This is a genomic window from Mycolicibacterium sarraceniae (genome assembly GCF_010731875.1).
GTDB classification, from domain to species: domain Bacteria; phylum Actinomycetota; class Actinomycetes; order Mycobacteriales; family Mycobacteriaceae; genus Mycobacterium; species Mycobacterium sarraceniae.
Map to the genome: position 1 here is coordinate 3,257,620 of NZ_AP022595.1, position 26,259 is coordinate 3,283,878.

Annotated in this window: 26 protein-coding genes and 4 pseudogenes; 15 read left to right on the forward strand and 15 right to left on the reverse strand. The window is 66.5% G+C overall.

Annotation, left to right across the window (positions count from 1 at the left end; translation table 11 throughout):
- Window positions 1-3: 3 nt before the first annotated feature.
- The 4 genes from G6N13_RS16225 to recX all read left to right on the forward strand — a co-directional run bounded on the left by G6N13_RS16225 (window position 4) and on the right by recX (window position 3,065).
- Entirely contained in the window at window positions 4-1,176 is a 1,173-nt protein-coding gene (locus G6N13_RS16225) for a glycosyltransferase (protein WP_163698586.1), read from the forward strand.
- Window positions 1,177-1,185: 9 nt separating this feature from the next.
- Window positions 1,186-1,380: a DUF3046 domain-containing protein gene (locus G6N13_RS16230; RefSeq protein ID WP_163698588.1), complete on the forward strand. Its 195-nt coding sequence runs from the start codon at window positions 1,186-1,188 to the stop codon at window positions 1,378-1,380.
- A 145-nt stretch (window positions 1,381-1,525) separates the two neighbouring features.
- Window positions 1,526-2,578 carry a recombinase RecA gene (gene recA / locus G6N13_RS16235; RefSeq protein ID WP_163698590.1) on the forward strand — a complete coding sequence of 351 codons (1,053 nt, stop codon included), beginning with the start codon at window positions 1,526-1,528 and terminating at the stop codon, window positions 2,576-2,578.
- Window positions 2,547-3,065 carry a recombination regulator RecX gene (recX, locus tag G6N13_RS16240; RefSeq protein ID WP_163698592.1) on the forward strand — a complete coding sequence of 173 codons (519 nt, stop codon included), beginning with the start codon at window positions 2,547-2,549 and terminating at the stop codon, window positions 3,063-3,065. Before recA ends, recX begins: the two co-directional genes overlap by 32 nt.
- Here recX and G6N13_RS16245 read toward each other — a convergent pair.
- The 9 genes and pseudogenes from G6N13_RS16245 to G6N13_RS16280 form a co-directional block, all read right to left on the reverse strand.
- Window positions 3,062-3,339: pseudogene (locus G6N13_RS16245) on the reverse strand (hypothetical protein). The gene recX and the pseudogene G6N13_RS16245 overlap by 4 nt on opposite strands.
- Window positions 3,316-3,477, reverse strand: a pseudogene (locus tag G6N13_RS25240) (DJ-1/PfpI family protein); the annotation flags it as partial. The pseudogenes G6N13_RS16245 and G6N13_RS25240, both read right to left, overlap by 24 nt.
- A gap of 88 nt (window positions 3,478-3,565) precedes the next feature.
- Entirely contained in the window at window positions 3,566-4,852 is a 1,287-nt protein-coding gene (locus G6N13_RS16250; RefSeq protein WP_163698594.1) for a cytochrome P450 family protein, read from the reverse strand.
- A gap of 92 nt (window positions 4,853-4,944) precedes the next feature.
- Window positions 4,945-5,271: pseudogene (locus tag G6N13_RS16255) on the reverse strand (MMPL family transporter); the annotation flags it as partial.
- Between the two features lie 5 nt (window positions 5,272-5,276).
- Window positions 5,277-5,744, reverse strand: a pseudogene (locus tag G6N13_RS16260) (IS630 family transposase); the annotation flags it as partial.
- A gap of 40 nt (window positions 5,745-5,784) precedes the next feature.
- A complete protein-coding gene (locus G6N13_RS16265) occupies window positions 5,785-6,648 on the reverse strand; it encodes an amino acid ABC transporter permease (protein WP_163698596.1) in 864 nt (287 codons plus the stop codon).
- Entirely contained in the window at window positions 6,645-7,325 is a 681-nt protein-coding gene (locus tag G6N13_RS16270; RefSeq protein ID WP_163698598.1) for an amino acid ABC transporter permease, read from the reverse strand. Before G6N13_RS16270 ends, G6N13_RS16265 begins: the two co-directional genes overlap by 4 nt.
- Window positions 7,326-7,337: 12 nt before the next feature.
- A complete protein-coding gene (locus G6N13_RS16275) occupies window positions 7,338-8,156 on the reverse strand; it encodes a glutamate ABC transporter substrate-binding protein (RefSeq protein WP_163698600.1) in 819 nt (272 codons plus the stop codon).
- A gap of 20 nt (window positions 8,157-8,176) precedes the next feature.
- The gene (locus G6N13_RS16280; protein ID WP_163702208.1) at window positions 8,177-8,905 is read right to left on the reverse strand and encodes an amino acid ABC transporter ATP-binding protein; all 729 of its coding nucleotides are present in this window, start codon (window positions 8,903-8,905) and stop codon (window positions 8,177-8,179) included.
- A gap of 117 nt (window positions 8,906-9,022) precedes the next feature.
- Here G6N13_RS16280 and miaB point away from each other — a divergent pair, with 117 nt between their 5' ends.
- Both miaB and G6N13_RS16290 read left to right on the forward strand, forming a co-directional pair.
- Complete coding sequence (miaB, locus tag G6N13_RS16285; RefSeq protein ID WP_235677787.1) at window positions 9,023-10,549, forward strand: tRNA (N6-isopentenyl adenosine(37)-C2)-methylthiotransferase MiaB; 1,527 nt, start codon at window positions 9,023-9,025, stop codon at window positions 10,547-10,549.
- Window positions 10,546-11,175 (forward strand): Rv2732c family membrane protein, encoded by a 630-nt coding sequence (locus G6N13_RS16290; protein ID WP_163698601.1) that lies wholly within the window; start codon window positions 10,546-10,548, stop codon window positions 11,173-11,175. Before miaB ends, G6N13_RS16290 begins: the two co-directional genes overlap by 4 nt.
- On the opposite strand, the gene G6N13_RS16295 is transcribed toward G6N13_RS16290, so the two are convergent.
- On the reverse strand, window positions 11,172-12,500 hold the full coding sequence (locus G6N13_RS16295) for a DUF349 domain-containing protein (protein WP_163698603.1): 1,329 nt from the start codon (window positions 12,498-12,500) through the stop codon (window positions 11,172-11,174). The two genes, G6N13_RS16290 and G6N13_RS16295, sit on opposite strands and share 4 nt — an antisense overlap.
- A gap of 216 nt (window positions 12,501-12,716) precedes the next feature.
- Between G6N13_RS16295 and G6N13_RS16300 the strand changes: the two genes are divergently transcribed.
- The 5 genes from G6N13_RS16300 to hflX all read left to right on the forward strand — a co-directional run bounded on the left by G6N13_RS16300 (window position 12,717) and on the right by hflX (window position 17,575).
- Entirely contained in the window at window positions 12,717-13,604 is an 888-nt protein-coding gene (locus G6N13_RS16300; RefSeq protein WP_163698605.1) for a DMT family transporter, read from the forward strand.
- Between the two features lie 20 nt (window positions 13,605-13,624).
- The gene (locus G6N13_RS16305; protein WP_163698607.1) at window positions 13,625-14,311 is read left to right on the forward strand and encodes a class III extradiol ring-cleavage dioxygenase family protein; all 687 of its coding nucleotides are present in this window, start codon (window positions 13,625-13,627) and stop codon (window positions 14,309-14,311) included.
- Complete coding sequence (miaA, locus tag G6N13_RS16310; protein WP_163698609.1) at window positions 14,308-15,228, forward strand: tRNA (adenosine(37)-N6)-dimethylallyltransferase MiaA; 921 nt, start codon at window positions 14,308-14,310, stop codon at window positions 15,226-15,228. Before G6N13_RS16305 ends, miaA begins: the two co-directional genes overlap by 4 nt.
- A gap of 4 nt (window positions 15,229-15,232) precedes the next feature.
- A complete protein-coding gene (gene dapF / locus G6N13_RS16315) occupies window positions 15,233-16,111 on the forward strand; it encodes a diaminopimelate epimerase (RefSeq protein ID WP_163698611.1) in 879 nt (292 codons plus the stop codon).
- Between the two features lie 63 nt (window positions 16,112-16,174).
- The gene (hflX, locus tag G6N13_RS16320) at window positions 16,175-17,575 is read left to right on the forward strand and encodes a GTPase HflX (RefSeq protein WP_163698614.1); all 1,401 of its coding nucleotides are present in this window, start codon (window positions 16,175-16,177) and stop codon (window positions 17,573-17,575) included.
- On the opposite strand, the gene G6N13_RS24580 is transcribed toward hflX, so the two are convergent.
- Window positions 17,520-17,786, reverse strand: a complete 267-nt coding sequence (locus G6N13_RS24580; protein ID WP_220096788.1) for a hypothetical protein — start codon at window positions 17,784-17,786, stop codon at window positions 17,520-17,522. The two genes, hflX and G6N13_RS24580, sit on opposite strands and share 56 nt — an antisense overlap.
- A gap of 109 nt (window positions 17,787-17,895) precedes the next feature.
- On the opposite strand from G6N13_RS24580, the gene G6N13_RS16325 reads away from it, so the two are divergent.
- Both G6N13_RS16325 and G6N13_RS16330 read left to right on the forward strand, forming a co-directional pair.
- Window positions 17,896-19,068: an acyl-CoA dehydrogenase family protein gene (locus tag G6N13_RS16325; RefSeq protein ID WP_163698616.1), complete on the forward strand. Its 1,173-nt coding sequence runs from the start codon at window positions 17,896-17,898 to the stop codon at window positions 19,066-19,068.
- Between the two features lie 261 nt (window positions 19,069-19,329).
- Entirely contained in the window at window positions 19,330-21,420 is a 2,091-nt protein-coding gene (locus tag G6N13_RS16330; protein ID WP_235677788.1) for an LGFP repeat-containing protein, read from the forward strand.
- A gap of 3 nt (window positions 21,421-21,423) precedes the next feature.
- On the opposite strand, the gene lexA is transcribed toward G6N13_RS16330, so the two are convergent.
- Window positions 21,424-22,092, reverse strand: a complete 669-nt coding sequence (gene lexA, locus G6N13_RS16335; RefSeq protein WP_163698620.1) for a transcriptional repressor LexA — start codon at window positions 22,090-22,092, stop codon at window positions 21,424-21,426.
- Between the two features lie 221 nt (window positions 22,093-22,313).
- On the opposite strand from lexA, the gene G6N13_RS16340 reads away from it, so the two are divergent.
- Together G6N13_RS16340 and nrdR are read left to right on the forward strand one after the other, a co-directional pair.
- Complete coding sequence (locus G6N13_RS16340; protein WP_163698622.1) at window positions 22,314-22,805, forward strand: LysM peptidoglycan-binding domain-containing protein; 492 nt, start codon at window positions 22,314-22,316, stop codon at window positions 22,803-22,805.
- 164 nt (window positions 22,806-22,969) lie between these two features.
- Complete coding sequence (nrdR, locus tag G6N13_RS16345; protein WP_163698624.1) at window positions 22,970-23,434, forward strand: transcriptional regulator NrdR; 465 nt, start codon at window positions 22,970-22,972, stop codon at window positions 23,432-23,434.
- Between the two features lie 7 nt (window positions 23,435-23,441).
- Here the strand turns inward: nrdR and G6N13_RS16350 are convergent, their stop codons facing one another.
- From G6N13_RS16350 to G6N13_RS16360, 3 genes are read right to left on the reverse strand one after another with little or no spacing between them, the layout of a single operon-like run.
- Complete coding sequence (locus tag G6N13_RS16350; RefSeq protein ID WP_163698626.1) at window positions 23,442-24,128, reverse strand: PhzF family protein; 687 nt, start codon at window positions 24,126-24,128, stop codon at window positions 23,442-23,444.
- A 52-nt stretch (window positions 24,129-24,180) separates the two neighbouring features.
- A complete protein-coding gene (locus G6N13_RS16355; RefSeq protein WP_163698628.1) occupies window positions 24,181-25,203 on the reverse strand; it encodes an alpha/beta fold hydrolase in 1,023 nt (340 codons plus the stop codon).
- Window positions 25,204-25,234: 31 nt separating this feature from the next.
- A complete protein-coding gene (locus G6N13_RS16360; protein ID WP_163702212.1) occupies window positions 25,235-26,209 on the reverse strand; it encodes a proteasome assembly chaperone family protein in 975 nt (324 codons plus the stop codon).
- Between the last annotated feature and the right edge of the window lie 50 nt (window positions 26,210-26,259).

A 26,259-nucleotide genomic window follows, 5' to 3' on the forward strand; every position in this document is an offset into this window, starting at 1 on the left:
CCCGTGCGCGTCGCAGTGGTGGCCGGTCCGGATCCGGGCCATGCTTTCCCCGCGATCGCGATATGCCTGCGTCTGGCCGCCGCCGGGGACGATCCCGTCCTGCTGACCGGCGCCGAATGGCGCGAGACGGCGCGGACGGCCGGCATCGAGTTCGTCGAATTGGCCGGGCTCGAACTCGAAGACGGCGACGACGACACCGACGCGGGGGAGAAGATCCACCGGCGTGCGGCGCGGATGGCGGTGCTCAACGAGCCGGTCCTGCGCGAGCTGACGCCCGATCTGATCGTCTCCGATGTCATCACGGTCTGTGGCGGCATGGCAGCCGAGTTGATGGGCATTCCGTGGGTCGAGCTGAACCCGCAGCCGTTGTACCTGCCGTCGCGGGGCCTGCCCCCGATCGGCAGCGGGCTGGCGCCTGGAACCGGCCTGCGCGGCCGGATGCGCGACGCGGTTCTGCGCGCGCTGACCGCGCGGTCGCTCAAAGAGGGGCAGCGGCAGCGGTCGGCGGCGCGGGTCGAGATCGGGCTGCCGGCAGCCGAACCAGGTCCGGCACGGCGGCTGATCGCCACCCTGCCCGCACTCGAGGTGCCGCGCCCCGACTGGCCGGCCGAGGCTGTCGTCGTCGGACCACTGCACTTCGAGCCGACGGCCGCAGTGTTGCCGATCCCGCCCGGCGACGGCCCGGTCGTCGTAGTGGCGCCGTCGACGGCCGCCACCGGAGTCGTCGGCGCCGTCGAATTGGTGCTGGAACACCTGATCCCCGGCCGCACCCTGCCGGTGGGCTCGCGAGTGGTGATCTCCCGGCTCGGCGGCAACGACTTTGACGTTCCGCCGTGGGTGAACGTCGGGCTCGGCCGCCAGGACGAGCTGCTGACCCATGCCGATCTGGTGATCTGCGGTGGGGGTCACGGCATGCTGTCCAAGACCCTGCTCGCCGGTGTTCCGCTGGTGGTGCTCCCTGGCGGAGGTGATCAGTGGGAACTAGCCAATCGTGTTGTGCGACAAGGAAGTGCGCGGCTGATCCGGCCGCTGTCGGCTGAGTCGTTGGTGGCCGAGGTAGGTGAGGTGCTGTCGTCGCCGGGGTATCGGGAGGCGGCCCGGCGCGCCGGTGAGAGCGTCCGGGACGTCACCGATCCGGTACAGGTGTGCCATGAAGCGGCGCGGGTGGCTGGGTAGGTTGGTGACGTGCGGCTGACGGAATTCCACGAACTGGTCGATGGGCAGTTCGGCCGCGCTCGTGGTCGGTCGCTGCTGGTCGATCACGTGCTGACGCAGCTGGGTGGACGTACTGCGACGCAGGCTATCGAGGACGGTCTGGACCCCCGCGACGTGTGGCGGGCGTTGTGCGCGGACTTCGACGTACCGCGCGATCAGTGGTGACTGACACGCGCGGCGCGTTGGCTTGCTTTCGAACACCTGTTCGCTAATCTGGGGGGCGTTCGACCGAGTTTTGTCAGAGGCCCCCTCTAGCGTCACGGCCAATTGACCAACACGGTCAGAAGACGACTACCGGAAGAGGTTTTCTATGGCGCCACAAGCCTTCGATCGCGAGAAGTCCCTCGAGCTCGCGCTTGCGCAGATCGAAAAGAGTCACGGCAAAGGCTCGGTGATGCGGTTGGGCGACGAGGTTCGTCAACCCATCTCGGTCATCCCGACCGGATCCATCGCCTTGGATGTAGCGCTGGGTATCGGCGGGCTGCCCCGCGGTCGCGTCGTCGAAATCTATGGCCCGGAATCCTCGGGTAAGACCACGGTGGCTCTGCATGCCGTGGCCAACGCGCAGGCGGCCGGTGGTATCGCGGCATTCATCGATGCCGAGCACGCGCTCGATCCGGACTACGCCAAAAAGCTCGGCGTGGACACCGACGCACTGCTGGTCAGCCAGCCCGACACCGGTGAGCAGGCGCTGGAGATCGCCGACATGCTGATTCGTTCGGGAGCCATCGACATCATCGTCATCGACTCGGTGGCCGCATTGGTGCCGCGCGCCGAGATCGAAGGCGAGATGGGCGATAGCCACGTGGGCCTGCAGGCCCGGTTGATGAGCCAGGCGCTGCGCAAGATCACCGGTGCGTTGAGCAATTCTGGTACCACCGCGATTTTCATCAACCAGCTGCGTGAGAAGATCGGTGTGATGTTCGGCTCGCCCGAAACCACAACGGGCGGTAAGGCTTTGAAGTTCTATTCCTCGGTGCGTCTGGATGTTCGGCGGATCGAGACACTCAAGGACGGCACCGACGCAGTGGGTAACCGCACTCGCGTCAAGGTCGTCAAGAACAAGGTGTCGCCGCCGTTCAAGCAGGCCGAATTCGACATCCTGTACGGCAAGGGCATCAGCCGTGAAGGCTCGCTCATCGATATGGGCGTTGACCAGGGCTTCATCCGGAAGTCCGGATCGTGGTTCACCTATGAGGGTGAGCAGCTCGGACAGGGCAAGGAGAACGCCCGCAACTTCCTGATCGAGAACCCCGATGTGGCCAACGAGGTCGAGAAGAAGATCAAGGAGAAGCTCGGTATCGGCGCGGTGGTGACCGATGGGCCTATCGATGACGTCCTGCCAGCCCCAGTCGACTTCTGAGACCCGTGAAGAGCTGGCGCACGCGCTGTGTCTGCGCCTGCTCACCGCGCGGTCGCGGACTCGATCGGAGTTGGCCGCGCAGCTGGCCAAGCGGGGATACTCCGACGAGGTCGCGGCAACGGTACTGAACCGGCTGGCCGCAGTCGGACTGATCGATGACGCTGACTTCGCCGAACAGTGGGTCCGATCGCGACGACAACGGGCCGGAAAAGGTAAGCGCGCCTTGGCTGCTGAGTTGCGGACCAAGGGTGTTGACGACGAGGTGATCGCCGCCGCGCTCGACGGTATTGACGCCGGTGCCGAGCGGCTGCGCGCCGAGGAGTTGGTGGAGCAGAAGCTGCGCTGCGAGAGACTGGAGGGCGACGACGACGTCAAGGTGATGCGCAGGCTAATCGGGATGCTGGCCCGTCGCGGCTACAGCCAAAGCATGGCCGTTACCGTGGTCAACGAGGGCTTGGCGGCCGAGCGGGAACGCCGGCGGGTCTAGCCGAGTCGGCGTTGACCGGTGACCGCCGTTCGGGGGAGTCGTCCGGCACGGGAATGGCCTTGAGTTCATCGCCGCGCACCAGCACGTCGAAGTCGAGCTTCAACCGCATCGGCTTGGTGACTGATTGACGCCAGGTAGCCCGTTGGCCGTCGGCGTCCGGGACGATGACAATGTCGTTGAGCGAGACGGTTTCGTCCTTGCCGGCGGCGCTGCCGACAATGGCCTGATCACGTTCGGCGAAGCTGTACACCACGTGCAGCGTGCCGATGGTCACCGGGCGGGGGCCTTCGGCGGTCACCATCTCGACCACCAGTTCGCCGCCGATCGCGTCGCTTCGGGCGGCCAGGACTTCGAACGGAGCGATGGCGTCGAGGGGATCGAATCCGTCGAACAGGACTATCTGTGCGTGCATGCTGACATCGTCGGTCGTACCAGTCCGTCACCAACAGCGGCGGTGTCGACAACTGGCGATGGGATTTGGCCACCGCAGTGTTCCGGTGTCAGCGCTTTGTGTAGCCGACCGGACAGGGATCGGCCGCGCGTGCCACGCCGCCAATCTGAGCGGACACCGGACGTGGGTATCCGACCCACTCGGGCCTCATGTCGTAGCGGCCCACGAGGCGGGTCATCGCCATCGTCATCGCGGCCAACGAAAACGGTTGTGCCGGACAGGAATGCCTGCCGTGTCCGAAGGCGGTCACCAGCATCGGTGACGGCAACGCATGTGCATCGACGAGCCGGTGTCGGTGCCACCGACTGGGATCCCAATCCTCTAAGCCCGCCGCCGCCGACGTGTTCAGCAGCGGTAGGAGCGTCGCGATGGTCCAGCCTTTCGGCACGTCGACCACGCCGACTCCAGTATCGAATGCGACCGGTTCTAGGACAACGCGGGCCATGATCGAACGCTGCGCCAGTCGGGTGCTTTCGAGAGCACAGCTGGACGCGAGCTCACGGTCGCCGTCCGCGACCAGGCGGAGTTGATCGGGATGAACGATCACGTCAACGAGAGCCCAGCCGAGCGCTGCCATCAGGTTCGACATCGAGGCGATGTGGATGAGGGCGATATCCATTGCAATACCGCGATTGCGGACGTCCGGGGGTTCCGAAGCCCAGGCATCGACGATTCGGCTGAACAACCCCGCGCGGACCTCGGGCGTCGAATCATGCTGCCGCAGTGATGCTTCGATCACCTCGGAAACCTCCGTCAAGGCGGCTCGTTCGGCCCGCATACCCGAGGCGGCCACGGCCGCCATCGCGTCCGGGTGAACGAAGGCGTCCGAACCGTCGAGCACGTCGAATGCGCGCACGAGCCGCTCGAACGCGTCCCCGTCGGCGCAGCCCGGCCCAGCCCACGACGCCAACCCCATGCGATGGCCGAGCCGTCGGGTCAGCGCGAACAGGTCGACGGTGCCGCTCTCGCCGAGTTCGACCTCGGTCGCGTCGAGAGCACCGTCGAGGTTCGCGAGGTAGGAGGTGACGTCGTCGCGGCGAAACAGCGAACTCGGTAGTAGTCGTCTGCCGGCGAACACCTCGTCGGGCAGCTTGCGCCGCAGCATGAGGAAATCCGCGACGCCCTTGCTCGCGGTTTCTTCACCGAGTGCGTAGAACGATTCGACGCCGGTGGGTGAGAAGGTGAAGAGGTATCGCCCGCCGCCGCTCTCGACTACGAACGTGTCGCCGTAGCGTGCGCGTGCCGTGGCGATCGCACCTACCGCATCGTCAACTGCGACATCCCATGGCAGCCCGATACCGTCGGCGACCGGCAAGACATCGAGCGGGTTTGCCACGGCGCTGACGATACCGTCTCGTTCGGACGGATGGCCTCCGATCCGGCGATCTGTTGCGGGACAGCCATTCTCGATGCGCGTGCGGTTCCGTCTTAGTCGTGCGCGAGCTGAGCCGCCTCGCTGAGGTCGCGGTTCCCCTCAGTCGCAAGCTGAGCGGGACGGCGGGCGGGCCGGGTTCGGACATTCTGGGGCCACCAGAACCACCGGCCCAGGAGTGTCGCTATCGACGGTGTCATGAAGGATCTGATCACCAACGTATCGACCAGTAGGCCGAGGCCGATGGTCGTCCCGACCTGGGCCATCACTTTCAGGTCACTGATGGCGAAGGACATCATCGTGAACGCGAACACCAGACCGGCCGAGGTCACCACGCTGCCGCTGCCGGAGATGGCCCGGATGTTCCCGGTATGAAGGCCGGCATCTCCTTTTCCACGAACAGCGGGTCTTTGGACAGTTTCCACGAATCCTGTTTGTGCGGCGCCAATCCGAATGCTCGCCACACCCGCGAGACCATCGACTGACTCAAGCCCAGGTGCTCGGCCATCGAGCGGGTCGACCAGTGCGTGGCATCCGGTGGCGTGGTTTCCAACGTCGCGGTGATCAAGTCCTTGATTCGCTCGTCACCGACCACCCGGGGCCGGCCCGGTCGAGGCTCATCGAGCAACCCGTCGCAGCGGTACTCAACAAACCGGTTACGCCACTTGCGCACCGTGCTCCGATGGACCTCGAACCGATCGGCCACCTCAATGTTGGTGCCACCATCGCTGGCCGCCAACACGATCCGCGCCCGCAACGCCAACCCCGCCGCAGTAGTCCGCCGACGCGTCCACCCCTCCAACTCGGCTCGCTCGGCATCAGTCAACACGATCTGCGCAGCATGCGGAGACGGCATCACCCACCCTAACAAGAGACCGCGAATTAACGCTAGGAACCTAGTCCCCAGGCTCCAACGCCGCATCCGCATGCATCGGGGCAGGCGCGCGCTTGGAGCGCCGTAACCGCTTCTCCAGCTTTGTCGCCGCCACCGACAGTGCGAAGTTCACGCTGATCATCAGCACCGCGATCACGATCAGCGCGGGCACGTAATTGCCGTAGGACGACCCGACGACCGTGCCCTGGCGGACCATCTCGACGAACGTGATCTGATAGCCGATCGCGGTGTCCTTCAGCACCACCACCAACTGCGACACCAGCACCGGCAGCATCGAGGTAATGGCCTGCGGCAACAGGATTGCCCGCATCGTCTGTCCGGAACGTAAGCCCAGTGCCGACGCCGCCTCACCCTGGCCCCGGGGCAGCGAATTCACCCCGGCGCGCACGATCTCGGCGATCACCGCACCGTTGTAGAGCGTCAGCCCCGTCACCACGCCGGCCAGCGCCAGGTACTTCGACGGGAAGACGTCGTACAGCGCGAACAGGAAGTACGCGAAGATCATCATGATCAGCACCGGCACGGAGCGGAAGAACTCGACGATCACCGCCGACGGCCAGCGGATGAAGCCGACCTGCGAGAGACGTCCCACCCCCAGCAGGAAGCCGAGGACCAGGGCCAGCACGATCGAGAGCGCCGCGGCGGTCAGCGTGCCCTCGATGCCGGGCAGTACGTAGGTCTTCCACAGATTGGCCGTCAGGAACGGCTGCCACTTGGCCTCGGTCAGCTGACCTTTGCTGGACAGTTTGGCGACCACCGCCCAGACCACCAGTGCGGCAATGACAATCGTGACCCCGGAGATAATCCGATTGCGGACCCGGGCCCGTGGCCCCGGCGCATCGAAGAGGACCGACACTGTGCTCATCTGGCCACCGCCAGCCGCTTACCCAGCCAGCCGAACAACAGGCCCAGCGGCAGGGTCAGGATCACGAAGCCCAGCGCGAAGATCGTGCCCACCGTCACCAGCGCCGCGGTGTTCTCGGTCATCTCCTTCATCAGCAGTGCCGCCTCGGCCACCCCGATCGCCGAGGCGATCGTCGTGTTCTTCGTCAACGCGATCAGCACCGAACCCAGCGGGATGAGTACCGACCGAAAAGCCTGCGGCAACAGGATCATTCGCAGGTTCTGACTGAACGTGAACCCCAATGAACGAGCCGCCTCGGCCTGGCCCAGCGGCACTGTGTTCACTCCGGACCGCACCGTCTCGCAGACAAATGACGCGGTGTAGACCGTCAACCCGAGCACCGCCAGCCGAAAGTTACTGTCCGCGATAGATGTTGCGGACTTAGGGTCCACCAGCGTAATTCCCAGCGTCTGCGCCAGTCCGAACGAACAGAACAGGATGATCAGCGTCAGTGGGGTATTGCGCACCACGTTGACGTAGGTGGTGCCCAGCCAGTTGAGCATCGGCACCGGTGCCAGCCGCATCGCGGCCAGCACGGTACCGAGGATCAGCGCTCCGATCGCGGAGAGCACCGTGAGCTGAATCGTCGTCCAGAACGCCTCGAAGATCTGGCCGCGAAACTCGCTGAAGACCTCCACGTCGGTGCGGCCTCAGCAGCCGTCGAGCGCCGGCGGCGCCGGTGCAGTGATACCGGCCGGGCCGAGGTTCTTGTCGAACGCGGCCTTCCACGAGCCGTCGGACTCCATCTTCTTCAACGCGTCGGTGATCTTCGTGCAGGTGGCGGTGTCACCCTTGGTCAGCCCGATACCGTAGCGCTCCTCGGAGAACGGCTGCCCGACGATCTTGAACTTGCCGGGGGACTGCGCGGCATAGCCGGCCAGGATCACCTCATCGGTGGTCACCGCGTCGATCGCGCCGTTCTTCAGCGCCTCGACGCACGCCGAATAGGTGTCGTACTGCTGCAGCTGAACACCGGGGTACTTGTCCTTGATTCGCTGCGCCGGCGTCGACCCGCTGACCGAGCACAGCTTCTTGCCGTTCTGCAACGAGTCCGCGCCGGTGATATCGGTGTCGTCGGCGCGTACCAGCAGGCTCTGCCCGGTCAACAAGTACGGCCCGGCGAAGCTGATCTTCTGCTTGCGCGCGTCAGTGATCGAATAGGTCGCGACGATGTATCTCACCTGGCCGTTCTGGATCAGGTTCTCGCGCTGCCCGGACGGCGCTTCCTTCCATTCGATCTTGTCCTCGGGGTAGCCGAGCTCCTTGGCGACGTACTTGGCCACGTCGACGTCGAATCCGGTCATCGTCCCGTCGGGGTTCTTCAACGCCAGGCCGGGCTGGTCGAATTTCGTTCCGATGACCAGCTTGTCGCTACTGCTACCGCCACCGCACCCAGTCGCGGCGAACGGCAACGCGACAGCAAGAACAGCGGCGCCGACGAGCCGCCAAGAAAAAAGAGGAGAACGCATAGTCGGGTGTTCCTTTCGCCCTAGTGGTTGAGGATCTTGCCGAGAAAGTCTTTGGCGCGCTCCGAGCGCGGATTGTCGAAGAACTCTCCTGGCGCGGCGTCCTCGACGACCGCGCCGTCGGCCATGAAGACCACCCGGTTGGCGGCCTTGCGGGCGAAACCCATTTCGTGGGTGACCACGACCATCGTCATGCCCTCGGTGGCCAGCGAGGTCATCACCGCCAGCACTTCGTTGATCATCTCCGGGTCCAGCGCACTGGTCGGCTCGTCGAACAGCATCACCTTGGGGTTCATCGCCAGCGATCGGGCGATCGCGACCCGCTGCTGCTGACCGCCGGACAGTTGCGCCGGGTACTTGTCGGCCTGGTTGGCCACCCCGACCCGCTCCAACAACGCCAAGGCGTTCTCGCGCGCCTTGTCCTTGCCGACCTTGCGCACCTTCACCGGTGCCAGAGCAACGTTCTCCAGGATCGTCTTGTGCGCAAAAAGGTTGAACGACTGGAAGACCATGCCGACATCGGCGCGCAACTGCGCGAGTTTGCGCCCCTCCGAAGGTAATTGCTCACCGTCAATGGTGATCGTTCCCGAATCGACGGTCTCCAGGCGGTTGATGGTGCGGCACAACGTCGATTTACCCGAACCCGACGGACCCAACACCACCACTACTTGGCCGCGGTCGACCTCGAGGTTGATGTCTTTGAGCACGTGGAGCTCGCCGAAGTGCTTGTTGACGCCCTTGACCGAGATCATCGGCTCGTCGCCGCTGCGTCCCATGCGTTCAGACCCTACCCAGGTAATCTCCAGATTGCCGAGCGTTGGCCGATCCGCGATTTCTCCACTGCACCAAGCGCTCCGTACGATGGGTGTGTGACATCGGTGCTGACCACTGACCACCCGGCGGGCGAAGTGCCCAGTTCGGGGGCTGGGCGCACCTACCAGGTCCGTACCTATGGCTGTCAGATGAACGTCCATGACTCCGAACGGCTGTCCGGGCTGCTCGAAGCCGCCGGATACGAGCGCGCGCCCGAGGGTTCCGACGCCGACGTGGTGGTGTTCAACACCTGCGCGGTGCGCGAAAACGCTGACAACAAGCTGTACGGCAACATCAGCCATCTGGCCCCCCGCAAGCAGGCCGATCCGAATATGCAGATCGCCGTCGGCGGCTGCCTGGCCCAGAAGGACCGTGACGGCCTGCTGAAAAAGGCGCCGTGGGTCGACGTCGTGTTCGGCACCCACAACATCGGCTCCCTGCCGGCGCTACTCGAGCGGGCGCGACACAACCAGCAGGCTCAGGTCGAAATCGAAGAGTCGCTGCGGGAATTCCCGTCCACTCTGCCCGCCGCCCGCGAATCTGCTTATGCGGCATGGGTTTCCATCTCTGTTGGCTGCAACAACACCTGCACGTTCTGCATTGTGCCGTCGCTGCGCGGCAAAGAGGTGGATCGCCGCCCGGTCGATATCCTCGCCGAGGTGCAGTCGCTGGTCGACCAGGGCGTACTGGAGGTCACCCTGCTTGGCCAGAACGTGAACGCCTACGGGGTCTCATTCGCCGACCCAGACACCCCACGCGACCGGGGTGCCTTCGCCGCGCTGCTGCGTGACTGTGGGCGCATCGAGGGGCTGGAGCGGGTCCGGTTCACCTCACCGCACCCGGCCGAGTTCACCGATGATGTCATCGAAGCCATGGCGCAGACCCCCAATGTCTGCCCGGCCCTGCACATGCCGCTGCAATCCGGATCCGACCGCATGCTGCGGGCGATGCGGCGCTCCTATCGTGCCGAGAAATACCTCGGCATCATCGACCGGGTCCGCGCGGCCATGCCGCACGCGGCGATCACCACCGACGTCATCGTCGGCTTCCCCGGCGAGACCGAGGACGATTTCGCCGCCACGCTCGACGTCGTGCGCCAGGCCCGTTTCTCGACCGCCTTCACCTTCCAATACTCGAAGCGGCCCGGCACGCCCGCCGCCGAACTGGACGGCCAGCTTCCCAAAGCTGTTGTGCAGGAACGCTATCAACGCCTCATCGAGCTGCAGGAGCAGATTTCCTTCGAGGAGAACACCGCTCGGATCGGCACCGAAGTCGAGCTTCTGGTGGCCACCGGCGAGGGCCGTAAGGATGCCAGCACCGCCCGGTTGAGCGGACGTGCCCGCGACGGGCGCCTGGTGCACTTCACGCCGGGCGGGATCGAGCCGCGGCCCGGAGATGTCGTCACCACGACGGTGACCGGCGCGGCCCCGCACCACCTGATCGCCGATGCGCCGCTGCTCAGCCACCGGCGCACCCGGGCGGGTGACGCCCACGCCGCAGGTACCCGGCCCCGCACGGTCGGGTTGGGGCTGCCCCCGGTGGGCCGGCCGCGCATCGAAGAGACGACGGGATGTTCGCGATGAGTCGCGCAGATGACTACCCACACGATCGCCCACACGAGGACGGAAGTGAGGCATACCGATCCGATATCGAGGCCGCCGAACGCAAGGTCGCCGGTGAGATTCAGCCGGGTGCCCGCGCGATGGTCGTGGCGATCCTGGTGTTCGTCCTGCTGGTATCGCTGATCCTGCCGCACACCGGCGGAGCGCGCGGTGTCGACGTGCTGATGGGGGACAGCAAGGCCATCAGTGTGGCGATCGCCGTGCCGTCGCGGCTGTTCGTCTGGCTGGCCCTGGTGTTCGGCGTCGGCGTCTCGATGCTGGCGCTTCTGACTCGGCGCTGGGTACTGGCCTGGGTGGCACTGGCCGGCTCCGCGCTGTCCAGCGCGGTCGGTCTGCTCGCAGTCTGGTCACGTCAGACCGCCGTGCACGGTCATCCCGGCCCCGGCATCGGACTGCTGGTGGGCTGGTTCGCGGTGATCCTGCTGACATTCCACTGGGCGCGGATCGTCTGGACCCGCACAGCCGTGCAGCTGGCCGCTGAGGAGCAACGCCGCGCCACGTCAACCGAGCGGCAAGCGCGGACTCTGCTGGAGGATGTGGACCGTCGCGAGGGCAAACAACAGCCCCCGCGGCCGGATCCTAGCTAGCGCTTACCCAGCGATTCGACCGCCGCGTCGGCCCACTGCCGCCACTGCTCGGCGCTGGCCCTGGCCGCCTGGGCATCCTTGGTACGGCCCGCGGCCTCCGCCTTCTCGGCCTGCCGTTCGTACTGTTCGACGCGGGCCTGGAACTGCTCGGCGCGAGCCTTGGCCTGCGGATCGATCCGGCCGGAGTCGGCCGCGTCGCGCACCTTCTTCTCTACCGCGCGCAGCCGGCGCTCGAGCTCGGCGGACCGCTCCCGCGGCACCTTGCTGATCGCGTCCCACTTGTCGGTGATCGTCCGCAACGCCGAGCGGGCCGCGTCGATATTGGACGTGTCGAGCTTCTCGGCCTCGGCCAGCAATGCCTCTTTCGCGGTGGCATTGGCCGCAAACTCGCTGTCGCGTTCTGCGTTCACTGCGTTGCGCGCCGCAAAGAACGTGTCTTGCGCGGACTTGAATCGATGCCACAACGAGTCGTCGACGTCCTTGGCCGCCCGCCCGGCCGCCTTCCACTGCGTGAGCAGATCCCGGAACGCCGTCGCCGTCGCCGACCAGTCGGTGGAGCTGGACAGCTCCTCGGCACGCTCGCAGAGCGCTTCCTTGGCCTGCCGGGCGCCGGCGCGTTCACGGTCCAGGTCGGCGAAGTGCGAGCCACGCCGGCGGTTGAAGGTCTCCCGGGCCGCCGAATACCGCTTCCACAACGCGTCGTCGGTTTTGCGGTCCAGGCCGGTGACGGTGCGCCACTCGTCGAGGATGGTACGCAGTCGGTCGCCCGCCGCCTTCCATTGCGTCGAGGTGTTGGCCAGTTCCTCGGCCTCGACGGCGAGCGCCTCTTTTCGGGCGGTCTGCGCGGCGCGATGTTCGTCGCGGCGAGCACGGTCAGCAGCGGCGGTCTCTTCGGCGTGGTCGCGGATCGCGGCGAGACGTTCGGCCAACGCGTCGAGATCGCCGAGAACGCTTGCGGTAGGCAGAGTTTCAGCGAGTGCGGCCGCCGCCGCCTTGATCTTGCGGGCGTCGCCGGTGCCCGAGGCCAGCCGGGTTTCCATCAGCGTGATCTCGGTGGCCAGATCCTCGAAGCGCCGGCCGAAGTGCGCGAAGGCGGCTTCGGTGTCACCGGCCTGCCAGGAGCCGATGGACCGTTCACCCGATGACGTGATCAGCCACACGGTCCCGTCGTCGTCGATGCGGCCGAACCGGTGCGGGTCACTGGATGGCGGCACCGCCAGCGGGGCAGCGGGAGGGTGGGGTTTGGGTGTGGGACGCGGCGGTCCCGGTCTCGGTCTCGGTCCCGGTCTCGGGGGTCCGCCGGCGCTGGGTTCGTCGATGGTCATGGACTCGCCTCACCTACCCTCCACGCGGTCGTCCCGCGCATCTGCCGCGCGATGCGGCGCCACTGGTGCATAGACGACACCCCACGCGCGGGCAGCCGTCCCCGTTGGTATTGAACCAGGTCGATGCCCTACATGCGCCCGGGTTGGCTGGTCTGAGGTTGCGACGCCCGCGACCGGCGGGCAGGCTGGCGGATTCTAGGGTGGAGGAGATCGCTCGTGGCAAAGGCGGATATCGCAGTCCTGCTTGCGTTGTGCGCCGCGTTTTTCATCGCGATCGGCGACGTGATCCAGCAGCGCACGACTCACGAAGTCACCGTCGAAAAGCTCAGCCCGATCGAGTTGTTCGGGCGACTGCTGCGCGACAAGACGTGGTGGGTGGGCAGTATCGTCGGCGGCGCGGGATTCGGATTCCAGGCTGCCGCGCTGGGTTTCGGGTCGGTGCTGCTGGTTCAGGCGCTGCTGGTGACCTCGCTGCTGTTCGCCCTGCCGTTGAGCGCCTACTTCGCGCATCGGCGGGTCAGCCGGTCCCAGTGGTTGTGGGCGGTGCTGCTCGCGGCGTCGGTGGCGGTGATCGTCACCGTCGGCAATCCCACCGAGGGGCATTCTCGCGCCGGCCTCGAACTGTGGATCTGGGTGGCCGCGATCATGGGCCCGGCGATGGCGTTGGGTGTCCTGGGTTCGCGGATCTGGTCCGGCAGACCCGTGGCCGCGGTGCTGCTGGCGCTGGTGTCCGGCTCACTGTGGGGGTTGTTCGCGGTCCTGACCAAGGGCGTCGTCGGACGTCTGGACCATGGCATCGTGGCGATGCTGGTCAGCCCGGAGCTGTACGCGTGGGCGTTGGTGGCCGTGGCCGCGACCATGTGGCAGCAATCGTCGTTCCGAGCCGGGTCGATGGCGGCGTCGTTGCCGACGATGACGGTTGCCGAACCGATCGTCGGCTCGGTCCTGGGCATCTTCGTCCTCGGCGAGACACTGCGGCCCGGTGACTCCGGTTGGTTCCTGCTGATCGTCGCGGTGGCCGTGATGGTGGTCGCGACGGCCGCGCTGGCCCGCGGTGAGGTCGCGGCCAAGAACGCACCTGCCGCCGAGAGTGTGTCCGGCTGACGGCCACTACCGTGTGTGGCGTGCTGTCCGCCATCGCCCTGAGCCCGTCGGCGCCCGTCCTGGTGCCCGAGTTGGCCGGCGCGGCGGCAGCCGAGGTAGCCGACTTCCGTGTCGCGGCACTGACTGCCGCCGCCGAGCTGCCTGCTCGCTGGATCGCGATCGGTGTGGGGGCCGACGACCAGGTCATCAGCCCCGACGCCAGGGGAACGTTCGCCGGCTACGGCGTGGATATCCCCGTCGCGCTGTCGCCGGAGGAGTCGTCGGAGATCAGTGCGCTGCCGCTGTGCGCATTGTTCGCCGGCTGGCTGCGCGAGCAGGCCAACCCGTCGGCCCGGGTGCAGGTCCGGGTCTACCGCACCGACCATGACGCCGACACGGCGGTGGCACTGGGTCGGGCGCTGCGCGCCGAGATCGACGACGCCGCCGATCCGGTCGGGGTGCTCGTCGTGGCCGACGGCGCCAACACGCTCACGCCGCCCGCACCGGGCGGTCACGACCCGGAATCGGTGACGGTACAGGCCGTGCTCGATGACGCACTGGCCTCTGGCGATGGTGCGACGTTGACCCGGCTGCCCAGCGGCATCGTCGGCCGCGTCGGCTACCAGGTGCTGGCCGGACTCACCGAACCCGGGCCGCGGGCAGCCAAGGAGCTGATGCGAGGCGCGCCGTACGGGGTGGGGTACTTCGTGGGCGTCTGGACTCCATGAGCGCCCGACCGATTGCGGTCATCGGGCCGACCGGTGCCGGCAAGTCGGCGCTGGCCCTCGATATCGCCGAGCGTCTCGGCGGCGAGATCGTCAACGCCGACGCCATGCAGCTGTACCGCGGCATGGATATCGGCACCGCCAAACTCACCGTCGCCGAGCGCCGCGGTATCCCGCATCACCAGCTCGACGTCCTCGACATCGCCCAGACCGCCACCGTCGCGCGTTACCAAGTGGCCGCCGCCGCCGACATCGAGGCCATCGCCGCCCGCGGCGTGCCGCCGGTCATCGTCGGCGGCTCGATGCTCTACATCCAATCCCTGCTCGACGAATGGGCCTTCCCGGCCACCGACGCGCAAGTCCGCGCCCGGTGGGAACAGCAGCTCGCGGAGATCGGAGTGGCCGCTCTGCACACCGAACTGGCCCGCCGCGACCCGGCCGCCGCGGCGGCGATCCTGGCCACCGACGGCCGCCGGATCGTGCGGGCACTGGAGGTGGTCGAGCTGACGGGCCAACCGTTCGCCGCGTCGGCACCCCGGATCGGCGAGCCCCGCTGGGACACTCTGATCATCGGATTGGATTGGCCCACAGAGATTCTCGATGAACGCCTGGCCCAACGCACCGACGCGATGTTCGACACCGGTCTGGTCGACGAGGTGCGGGGGCTGCTGGATCACGGGCTGCGTGAGGGCGTCACCGCCGCCCGGGCGCTGGGCTACGCGCAGGTGCTCGACGCCCTGGATGCCGGTGGCGCCGACGCGCAGCTGGGCCAGGCCCGCGAGCTGACCTTCATCGGCACCCGGCGCTATGTGCGACGGCAGCGATCGTGGTTTCACCGCGACCATCGCATCCATTGGCTCGACGGGGCGGGTGCCGGCCTCGCCGACGAGGTGATCACGCGGTGGCGGCACGTATCCTGATCAGGTGATCTTCACCAAGGGGCATGGCACCGAGAACGATTTCGTGCTGCTGCCCGACCTGGACGCGCAGCTGGACCTGGCACCCGCCGCGGTCGCCGCGCTGTGCGACCGCCGCCAGGGGCTGGGCGCCGACGGTGTCCTGCGAGTCACCACGGCCGGCGCGGTCGTCGCTGCCGGTGTGCTGGAGCGGCTGCCCGAAGGCGTCGCCGCCGACGACTGGTACATGGACTACCGCAACGCCGACGGCTCGATCGCCCAGATGTGCGGTAACGGCGTCCGGGTGTTCGCCCACTACCTGCGGGCCAGCGGTCTGGAGCAGCACGACAAGTTCGTTGTCGGGTCGCTGGCCGGGCCGCGGCCGGTGATCGTGCACCACGCCGACGCACTGGACGCCGAGGTCACCGTGGACATGGGCAAGGTCAACATGCTCGGATCCGGCACCGCCACCGTCGGTGGCCGGCACTTCACCGGCGTCGGTGTCGACGTCGGCAACCCGCATCTGGCCTGCCTGGATCCCGGGTTGTCCGAAGCCGCGCTGGCCGCCCTCGACGTCGCCGGGCCCGTCCAGTTCGACCACGAACAGTTCCCCGACGGGGTCAACGTCGAGGTGCTGACGATCGTGCGCGATGGGGGCGTCAGCATGCGCGTGCACGAACGCGGCGTCGGCGAGACCCGCTCCTGCGGCACCGGGACGGTGGCCGCCGCCGTCGCGGCCTTGGATCACCTCAACCTCGCGACCGGCACGCTGCGAGTGCGCATCCCGGGTGGCGAAGTCACCGTCGGGATCAGCGATACCAGCAGCACCTTGCGCGGGCCGTCGTGCCTGGTGGCGCACGGTGAGGTAGCCGACTCGTGGTGGGCGGCCCAGGTGTGCGGCACGTAATTGGAGTGCATGACGCTGCCACTCGTGACACCATCGACCCACCGTTTATGACACGTAAGGCCTATGACGAAATCTGACTTCCCCGACCCGAGCCTCGGCGACCTCGCGCTCGAAGACCGCGCCGCCCTCAAACGCGTCGCCGGGCTATCGACCGAACTCACCGATATCTCCGAGGTCGAGTACCGCCAGTTGCGCCTCGAGCGGGTCGTCCTGGTGGGGGTGTGGACCGACGGCAGCGCCGCCGACTCCGAAGCCAGCCTTGCCGAGCTGGCCGCACTGGCCGAGACCGCCGGCTCCGAAGTCCTCGAAGGACTGATCCAGCGCCGCGACAAGCCGGACCCCTCCACCTACATCGGCTCGGGCAAGGCCCAAGAGTTGCGCCAGGTCGTGATCGCAACCGGCGCCGACACCGTGATCTGCGACGGTGAGCTCAGCCCCGCTCAACTCAACGCGCTGGAAAAAGTGGTGAAGGTCAAGGTCATCGACCGGACCGCCCTGATTCTGGACATTTTCGCCCAGCACGCCACCAGCCGGGAAGGCAAAGCGCAGGTGGCGTACGCGCAGATGGAGTACATGCTGCCCCGGCTGCGCGGCTGGGGTGAGTCCATGTCCCGCCAGGGCGGTGGCGCCGGCGGCAGTGGCGGCGGCGTGGGCACCCGCGGTCCCGGTGAGACCAAGATCGAGACCGACCGGCGCCGCATCCGCGAGCGAATGTCCAAGTTGCGCCGCGAGATCAAAGATATGAAGCAGATCCGCGACACCCAGCGCAGCCGCCGGTTGCACAGCGATATGGCGTCCGTCGCGATCGTCGGTTACACCAATGCCGGCAAGTCCAGCTTGCTCAACGCGCTGACCGGCGCCGGGGTGCTGGTGCAGAACGCGTTGTTCGCCACACTCGAACCCACCACTCGCCGTGGCGAATTCGATGACGGCCGGCCTTTCGTGCTCACCGACACCGTCGGGTTCGTCCGGCACCTGCCGACCCAGTTGGTCGAGGCGTTCCGCTCCACCCTGGAAGAGGTCCTCGACGCCGACCTGCTGGTGCACGTCGTCGACGGATCCGACAGCAATCCGCTCGCCCAGATCGAGGCCGTTCGTCAGGTCATCCGCGAGGTTCAGAACGACCACCACGCGCCACCGGCACCGGAACTGTTGGTGGTCAACAAGATCGACGCTGCGACAGACCTCATGCTGGCCCAGCTGCGCCGCGCGCTACCAGGCGCTGTCTTCGTCTCGGCGCACACCGGCGATGGCCTGTCGCGCCTGCGCGCTCGGCTCGGCGAACTCGTCGAACCGCGAGAGATCACCGTCGACGTGACGATCCCGTACGACCGGGGCGATCTGGTGGCCCGCCTGCACAGCGACGGGCACGTCGACGCCGTCGAGCACACCGACGCGGGCACACGCCTCACAGCACGGGTGCCCGCGGCGCTGGCAGCGAGCCTGCGCGACTACAGCAGCTAGGCGGCGTGCCGGAAAGTGCTTGCGGCTGCAGGCCTTTCGTTCTTGGGTGTGCCGGGTTCCCCGACCTGGGTGACGGGCTGCTGGCCAGGTCGACGATCAGCTTCACCGGATTGATCGGCGTGAAGATGGTGAACGGCGACATCAGATCCACGAGCGGCTTGATCAGCGCGGTGGCGCCGGACGCAGCACCGATGTCCAGCAGCGGCCACATGATCGGCAACGTTCCGATGCGGCGGTGCCGCTGCCTGTGACTTTGGTGACCAACCATCCGGTTGGTTATCCTCGTTCGCAAACCCACAGTGCCCTCCGGAAGGAAGTCAATGGCTCTCGAGAAGAACGCCACCGTTAAGTACGAGCGGACCCTGTTCGAGCCCGAACACGACCTGTTCCGCGAGTCCTACCGGGCGTTTCTCGATCGGCATGTCGCGCCGTTCCACGAGCAGTGGGAAAAAGACAAGATCGTCGAGCGCGAGGTCTGGCTCGAGGCCGGTAAGCAGGGCTTTCTCGGGATGGCCGTGCCGGAAAAGTATGGCGGCGGGGGCAACGCCGATTTCCGCTACAACGTGATCCTGACCGAGGAGACCGCGGCCGGCCGGTACAGCGGCCTCGGGTTCGGCCTGCACAACGACATCGTCGCGCCGTATCTGCTGGAGCTGACCACCGACGAGCAGAAGCAGCGCTGGCTGCCCAAGTTCTGCAGCGGTGAGCACATCACTGCCATCGCGATGACCGAACCCGGCACCGGTAGTGACCTGCAGGGCATCAAGACCCGGGCGGTCAAAGAAGGTGACCACTACATCCTGAACGGATCCAAGACGTTCATCACCAACGGCATCCACGCCGACTTGGTGATCGTGGTGGCCCAAACCGACCCCGAAAAGGGTGCGCAAGGCTTCTCGCTGCTGGTCGTTGAGCGCGGTATGGAGGGCTTCGAGCGCGGCCGGCACCTCGACAAGATCGGCCTGGACGCGCAGGACACCGCGGAACTGTCCTTCACCGACGTCAAGGTCCCGGCCGAGAATCTCTTGGGTCAGGAGGGCTTCGGCTTCATCTACCTGATGCAGAACCTGCCGCAGGAGCGCCTCAACATTGCGGTGATGGCAGCCGCGGCGATGGAAAACGTGCTCGAGCAGACGCTGCGATACACCAAGGAACGCAAGGCGTTTGGCAAGCCGATCGGCAGCCAGCAGAACAGCCGCTTCCTGTTGGCCGAACTGTCCACCGAGGCGACCGCCGTGCGCATCATGGTCGACGAGTTCATTCGCCTTCACCTTGACGGAAAACTCTCGGCCGAGCAGGCATCGATGGCGAAGTGGTACTCCACGGAGAAGCAGGTGTACCTGATCGACCGGTGCCTGCAATTACACGGCGGCTACGGCTATATGCGCGAGTATCCGGTGGCCCGCTCCTACCTCGACGCCCGGGTCCAAACGATTTACGGCGGCACGACCGAAATCATGAAGGAGATCATTGGTCGCAGCCTGGGCGTCTAACCCAGGCATGGGGTCTGAGCTGGCATTTCTAGGACCGCTCAGCCGCCATTCGGTACCCGGTTACCCGAATAGCTCGGCTTTGTGCTCGACTTTTCCGGAGTTTTACCCCTTCCCCGAGTGCGGCATATCTAAGGAAATGCCGCGTGTCGCGAAGTGCTGACGCAAAGTTGACACGGAGGATAAGGGGAATCATCTTGACCGAAACTGCGGGGAGAGCGCATGACCTGGCTTGGAAGTCGCCTCAGTAGAGGCGTCGGGCGAATGGCGCTCGTCGTCGTCGCGACGGCTACAGCGGGTCTGCTGTCGGCGCCCGGGGCGATCGCGACCCCCGACAGTGATGCGAGTGGTGCCATCGACCAGGCCTGGCAGGCTGCTGGCGGCACCAGTTCTCCGGTCGGTGCCAAGGACGGCGACGTCTACGCGGTCGGCGATGGGTTCGCCCAGAACTTCAGTGGCGGCAAGATCTTCTTCACCCCGGCCACCGGTGCCCACCTGTTGTTCGGGCCCATCCTGGACAAGTACCAGGCCCAAGGCGGCCCGGCCGACAGCGATCTCGGTTTCCCCACCATCGACGAGGTTGCGGGCCTGGTCGGCCCCGACAGCCGGGTGAGCACGTTCAGTGCCAGCGACAAACCGGCGATCTTCTGGACGCCCGACACCGGCGCGTGGGTGGTGCGCGGCGCGATCAACGCGGCCTGGGACAAACTCGGCGGCTCGGCCGGCACGATGGGCGTCCCCACCGGCGACGAGACCTTCGACGGCAACGTGGTGAACCAGAGGTTCACCGGCGGTGAGATCTCCTACGACAACAGCTCCAACACGTTCACCACGGTGCCGCCCGAACTGGCCGGCAACCTGGCCGGTCTCCAAGTGCCGACGGATGCGACGACGGCGATCAATGAGGCGTGGCGAGCCGTGGGCGGGCTCGCGGGCCCGCTCGGTGCCCGGCAGGGTGCGCAGAGTCCCGTCGGGACCGACGGTGCCGTGCAGGATTACGCCGGCGGCAAGATCTTCTACTCGCCGGCGACCGGTGCGCACGCTGTGACCGGCGCGATCCTGACGAAGTACGAGGCGCAGGGCGGACCGACGGGTGATCTCGGCCTGCCGACCGGAACCGAGGCGGACGGGGGTGCCCCGAACAGCCGCGTCAGCGCGTTCAGTGCCTCCGATAAGCCGGTGATTTTCTGGACGCCTGACAACGGTGCCATCGTGGTGCGGGGCGCGATCAACGCCGCATGGGCGAAGTTGGGCGGGGCAGGCGGCGAGCTCGGTGCTCCGACCGGCGAGCAGAGTGTCAACGGCGACACCGTGACCCAGAAGTTCAGCGGTGGCGAGATCTCCTGGAACAAATCCGCCAGCAAATTCACCACCAAACCGCCGGAGCTGGCCGGACAACTCGCCGGGCTGCAGGTGCCCAACGGGACCGGGCCGCAGTCCGGTCTGGCCGCACCGAAGTCCGGCACGGGTTTCACCTTCCACCTGTGGTGGTTGCTGATCATCATTCCGGTGCTGCTGCTGGTCGCGGTGATCGCGCTGGGTGTGCTCTGGCTGCGGCGGCGCCGTGGTAGCGATATCGAGATCGACGACGACTTCCACGATCCCGATTACGACGACGATGACGGTTACTGGCCGGATGAGCATGAGGGTCCCGCGGGTGCTCCTTCGACTGAACGCTTTTCGACCTACCCCGACGACGGCGGCGTCGTGCAGGTCGCCCAGGCGCCCGGGTTCTCTTGGGCGCAACCGGGTGGCGAGGACAAGTCGCAGCCCGGGCTCGGGGATGTGTTCGACGGCGACGAGGACTCCATCGACACCACGCCGACACGCATTCCCGCTGGGCCGGTCGATGCCGACGAGGTGGACGCAGCCGAGGCGCCCGACGGTCATACGTACGTCGAGATCGACGAGGTTGCCGATTCGGGGCGGCACGCGGTGGTGAATCTTGGTGAGTCGCAGTCGATGTGGCGACTCGATGTGGGCGAATTCGGTAGGCCGGGTCGGCGTCGCCGCGCCGCGAAGCCGGACGACGAGCCAGCGCCGGAGGAGTACGCCGAGGCCGAGATCGTCGAGCAGTACTTCCCTGCGGATCTCGAGGATGAGGGCAAACCGGTCACCGAGCCGGCGGAGGTTCTGCAGTCCGATGTGGCGGCCGGCACCGCCTCATCGCGCCCGGCGATCCACCTTCCGCTCTCTGATCCGTACCAGGCACCTGAGGGTTACGTGATCAAGGCCAACACCCACTCGGGGCTCTACTACGCCCCGGATTCGGCCCTCTACGACCACACCGTGCCCGAAGTCTGGTTCGCCAGTGAGGAACTCGCTCAGGCGAACGGGTTCGTCAAGGCGGAGTAGCCCCTAGATCTTGCGGATGACGGTGACGACCTTGCCGAGGATGGCGGCGTCGTTACCGGGGATCGGGTCGAATGCAGGGTTGTGCGGCATCAGCCATACCTGACCATTGGTGCGCTTGAACGTTTTCACAGTGGCTTCGCCGTCGATCATCGCCGCGACGATATCGCCGTTGTCAGCCACGTTCTGCTGACGGATGACCACCCAGTCACCGTCGCAGATCGCGGCATCGACCATCGATTCGCCGACGACCTTGAGCAGGAACAGCGAGCCCTCACCGACCAGTTCCTTGGGTAGCGGGAAGACGTCCTCGACGGCCTCCTCAGCCAGGATCGGGCCGCCGGCGGCGATGCGGCCGAGCACCGGCACGAACGTCGGTTCGGGAAGGGCGTCCGAGCCGGCGACATCGGTGGTCACGGCGGTCACCTCGTCGGCGCTGCGCACATCCACGGCGCGCGGGCGGTTGGCGTCGCGGCGCAGATAGCCCTTTCGCTCGAGGGTGCGCAGCTGGTGCGCCACCGAGGACGTCGAGGTGAGGCCGACGGCGTCGCCGATCTCGCGGATGCTCGGTGGATAGCCGCGGGTGGTGACCGAGGCGCGGATCACCTCGAGGATCGTTCGCTGCCGCTCGGTCAGTCCGGAGTCGGCACCTGATGTCTCACTGCGGTCGCTCATGGGCCCGAATGTAGTCGCGGGGCAGCAGATAATCAAACACTTGTTCGACCGCGGCGTGTCGCCGCCGTCAATCGTGCAGGTGATCGGCACCGCCAAAACGTGTCGGTGGGCGGATTTATTCTCCAGACACGCTCGCTCACATGTTCGTATTTCGAACGCATGGTCGAGTACAGTTCGAACACAAGGGCGAACAGTGGGCGTCTTGGAGGAAGGAAACAGACGTGACAGTCATCGACGATCGGCAGGTTTTCCCATCCGCACCGGTGCGGCCGATGCGCCCCCGTGCGGCGGTCAGGGCTAACACCCCCGTTCGGACCCGTCCCGCCGGGCCCCGCGGCCAACGGCCGTACCCGGCTCGCCCGGCCATCGCCCCGATGCGTTACTCCGGCACCGGCGTCACCTTCTCGCGGGCGCCGCACGTGCGGCGGCCGGTGAGCACCGCCGTCACGATCGCGCTGGCCGGGGTGGCCGCTCTGATCACCCTGTGGCTGGGTCTGGTGGGTCATCTCAGTGGCACGTCGGCGGCCACCGACCAGGTGCCCGATCAGCTTGCGGTGGTCCAGGTCCAGGCGGGGGAGACGCTGCAGCAGCTCGCCGGCCGGGTGGCCCCCGATGCGCCCGCCGGGCAGGTGATGGCGCGCATCCGCGACTTGAACAAGCTCGATTCAGCCACGTTGGATGCCGGACAGACGCTCATCGCCCCGATGGGGTGATCGCGCGACGCATCACGGTCGGCCACAACGTGTGCCGGACAAGCGGCCTTGCTGGTGGCGGTCTCGCTCGCCCGAGTTTTCGGGGCGTGGCCGTCGGCAGGGCAGCACAGGTAGTCTCTGGGTGGTCCGAAGCATCGAGCTGCGGCGGAGGCGAAGGAGCGGCCATGCATTGCCCGTTCTGTCGCCATCCTGATTCCAGAGTGGTCGATTCCCGTGAAGCAGACGAGGGTCAGGCCATTCGGCGGCGCCGATCCTGTCCGGAGTGCGGCCGGCGGTTCACCACCGTCGAGACCGCCGTGCTGGCGGTCGTCAAACGCAGCGGCGTCACCGAACCGTTCAGCCGCGAGAAGGTCATCAGCGGCGTGCGCCGGGCCTGCCAGGGTCGAGACGTCGACGACGATGCGCTGAACATGCTGGCCCAGCAGGTCGAAGACGCTGTGCGGGCGGCCGGTTCTCCCGAGATCCCGAGCCACGAGGTCGGCCTGGCCATTCTTGGGCCGCTGCGCGAACTCGACGAGGTGGCGTACCTGCGCTTCGCCTCGGTGTACCGCTCCTTCAGCTCCGCTGAGGATTTCGAACGCGAGATCGAGGCGCTGCGCGCCCATCGCGCGGTCGGCACCTCCGGCTGACTGGTCGTCAGCCCAGCTGGCGGGCACCGTCACTGACCACGCGGCCCGCCACTAGAACCCACCCTTCAGCATTCCAGGTCGTGTAGATCTGCGATCCCTGGCCCTGCGTGATCATCAGATCCCGGCTCAGATAGTCGGTCAGGCGAGCTGCCGCTGAACCGGTCGCCTCGTCCTCCGGAACGCCGAGATTGGTGGCGAACATCCGCGAACGAATATGCCCGCGATCGCGATCGAGCCAAGACCACACGTAGTGCTCGACGTCGTCGGGGTAGTCGCCGGGATCGGTGGCCAGCAACTCCTCCACCGAATCCAGCTCGTGGATGGCGAACTCCGGTGACCATTCCGCCCGGGCCCGCACCGTGGTGAGTGCGTCGTCATAGCTGATCTGCACGATGCCGGCAGGCACTTGGAGGGTACGGATCGGCGTGCCTCGTTCCCGCAGCCACCAGGCCGCACCCACGGTCGGGTGCCCGGCGAACGGCAGCTCGGTGGCCGGGGTGAAGATGCGTGCGTGCGCGGTGGTCGCCCCGTTGGACGGCACATCGATGAATATGGTTTCGCTGTAACCCAATTCAGCGGCGATGCGTTGGCGCTCAGTTGCGGGAACGGTCGCCGCGTCGATGACGCCAAGGGGATTACCAAAATTGCCATCGGAATCGGTGAACACCCGCAACACGGCTACGTCGATGGTCATGCTCCGACACTACGACGCTCTGAGATTTTGCGACGCCGCCCGGGTGAGGTGCTCAGGTGGCGCTGCGCTCGTCGGCGCCCATGGCGTCGAGCACCGCCACCCGGGTGTCGAGCGTGCCGGTGACCGAACGCTCGGACAGTCCGGTGCGCAACAGTTCACGCAGCACGTCCTGGTCGTACTCGGCCGGTGCGGTCGAATCGATGAATCGCTCGACGACCTCGACGAAGCGGTCGGGGTCGTCGTGGAAGGGGAAGTGCCCGGACCGGCCGAAGATCTCCAACCGGGAGCCGGGCATCGCGGCATGGGCCATCCGTGCGTGACTGACCGGGATCATCGCGTCCTGATCACCCCAAATTAGTTGCACAGGAACAGATTCAGTCAAATAACAGCGGTCGAGCATGGTCACCACCTGCCCGCGCCAGTCCACCACTGAGCGCAACGTGCGGGTGAATGCCGACGACGCGGTGGGCTCGGGCAGATCGGTCAGGATGCGCAGCGCATCAGGCAGATCGCGGCCCAGCCCGGTCGAACCGAACACGGTGCCCAGTGCCCGTCCGGCGACCTGCATGGCAGGCAGCACCAGGGGCAGTCGCAGCAGTGCCAGTGCCTCGCCGCCCATCGGCAGTGAGGCGGCCCGCAGCGCGATGTTGACGTCCTTGGTCACACCACCGGCACCGACGAGGATCAGCCGTTCCACCAATTGCGGATACTGGTAGACGAATTGCATCGCCACGCCACCGCCGAGGGAGTGTCCCACGACGGTGACCTTGTCGACCTCGAGGACACTGAGCAGATCGCGCATGCCGTTGGCATAGGCCGCCACCGAATAATCGGCCCGCGGTTTGTCGGACTGGCCGTGTCCGAGCAGATCCGGGGCGATGACGGTGAACCGCTGAGCCAGCTTGCTGTGCACCGAATGCCACGTCGTCGAGTTGTCGCCGATTCCGTGAATCAGGAGCAACGCGGGGCCCGACCCGGCCACCCTGAACGCCCGGCGGTAGCCGTGAATGGTCCGGAAATGCAGCGTGGGCGTCATTTCCCGCACGGGCTGCAGATTCGGCTTTCGCTGCGTCATGGGCAACCCCGTCGTTGTGCGGTGGAGTTCCTTAGGTATCCCCGTTATCGGTGAAACCGTCTTTGAACTCGTCGGCGTGCTGGGCCAGGAATCGCTCGAACTCCGCACCCAATTCGTCACCGCTGGGCAGATCCTCGTCGCGAGCCAGAAGCGACCGGTTGTCTTGAGCGGCAACGAAAGCATCGTACTGTCGCTCCAGTGCGCTCACCACTTGAGAGACCTCCGGCGAGGCCTCTACCTGCTCGTTGATCTTGGTTCGGATACCCTCACTGGCATCGGTCAGGGCCCGCAGCGGCACCTGCAGCGAAGTCAGTTTGGCCACTTGTTCCAGCAGCGCCTCCGCGGCCGCCGGGAAATCGGTCTGGGCCAGATAATGCGGCACGTGGACGGTGAACCCGACCACTTCGTGGCCGTGCTGGGCCATCCGGTATTCCAGCAGGTTGGACACGCTGCCGGGAACCTGCACCTCGCCCACCCACGGGGTGAACTCGGTGATCAGCTCGCGGTTATTGGAGTGCGCTGTCAACGTGACCGGGCGGGTGTGCGGCACCGCCATCGGGATCGTGCCCAGGCCGATCGTCTGCCGCACGTCGAGCCGCTCGGCCAACAGCCGTACAGCGGTGACGAACCGCTCCCACTTCAGGTCCGGCTCCAGACCGGCGAGCAACAGAAACGGCGTGCCGAGGCTGTCGCGCAGGGCGTATAGGTTGAGCTGCGGATCGTCATAGTCGGTGAAGTGGTCGGTCTTGAACGTCATCAGCGGGCGACGGGACCGGTAGTCCAGGAGGTCGTCGATCGCGAATGAGGCGACGAGCTCGGTGTCGAGCTTGCTTTTCAGGTGTTCAGCGGCCAGATGAATGGCATGGCCGGCATCGGAGAACCCTTCCAGAGCATGGATCAACACCGGTCCGCGCCCGTCGGGCGCGGACAGTTGAGGGGCCGGAAACTCCAGTTCATACATTCCGGTCTGCTCGGGTTGGTACTGCTGTCCTTGCTCGTCAGTCATCGTCTCCGCCTCCTCGCGGTGCTCGGGCACGGTGCCGTGTCCTTGTACCA

Coding starts and splice junctions, on each gene's coding strand:
- recA (WP_163698590.1), top strand. CDS start 1,526: ATGGCGCCACAAGCCTTCGATCGCGAGAAGTCCCTCGAGCTCGCGCTT.
- recX (WP_163698592.1), top strand. CDS start 2,547: ATGACGTCCTGCCAGCCCCAGTCGACTTCTGAGACCCGTGAAGAGCTG.
- G6N13_RS16265 (WP_163698596.1), bottom strand. CDS start 6,648: ATGAGCACAGTGTCGGTCCTCTTCGATGCGCCGGGGCCACGGGCCCGG.
- G6N13_RS16275 (WP_163698600.1), bottom strand. CDS start 8,156: ATGCGTTCTCCTCTTTTTTCTTGGCGGCTCGTCGGCGCCGCTGTTCTT.
- G6N13_RS16280 (WP_163702208.1), bottom strand. CDS start 8,905: ATGATCTCGGTCAAGGGCGTCAACAAGCACTTCGGCGAGCTCCACGTG.
- G6N13_RS16290 (WP_163698601.1), top strand. CDS start 10,546: ATGAGTCGCGCAGATGACTACCCACACGATCGCCCACACGAGGACGGA.
- G6N13_RS16295 (WP_163698603.1), bottom strand. CDS start 12,500: ATGACCATCGACGAACCCAGCGCCGGCGGACCCCCGAGACCGGGACCG.
- miaA (WP_163698609.1), top strand. CDS start 14,308: ATGAGCGCCCGACCGATTGCGGTCATCGGGCCGACCGGTGCCGGCAAG.
- hflX (WP_163698614.1), top strand. CDS start 16,175: ATGACGAAATCTGACTTCCCCGACCCGAGCCTCGGCGACCTCGCGCTC.
- G6N13_RS24580 (WP_220096788.1), bottom strand. CDS start 17,786: ATGTGGCCGCTGCTGGACATCGGTGCTGCGTCCGGCGCCACCGCGCTG.
- G6N13_RS16325 (WP_163698616.1), top strand. CDS start 17,896: ATGGCTCTCGAGAAGAACGCCACCGTTAAGTACGAGCGGACCCTGTTC.
- G6N13_RS16330 (WP_235677788.1), top strand. CDS start 19,330: ATGGCGCTCGTCGTCGTCGCGACGGCTACAGCGGGTCTGCTGTCGGCG.
- lexA (WP_163698620.1), bottom strand. CDS start 22,092: ATGAGCGACCGCAGTGAGACATCAGGTGCCGACTCCGGACTGACCGAG.
- nrdR (WP_163698624.1), top strand. CDS start 22,970: ATGCATTGCCCGTTCTGTCGCCATCCTGATTCCAGAGTGGTCGATTCC.
- G6N13_RS16350 (WP_163698626.1), bottom strand. CDS start 24,128: ATGACCATCGACGTAGCCGTGTTGCGGGTGTTCACCGATTCCGATGGC.
- G6N13_RS16355 (WP_163698628.1), bottom strand. CDS start 25,203: ATGACGCAGCGAAAGCCGAATCTGCAGCCCGTGCGGGAAATGACGCCC.
- G6N13_RS16360 (WP_163702212.1), bottom strand. CDS start 26,209: ATGACTGACGAGCAAGGACAGCAGTACCAACCCGAGCAGACCGGAATG.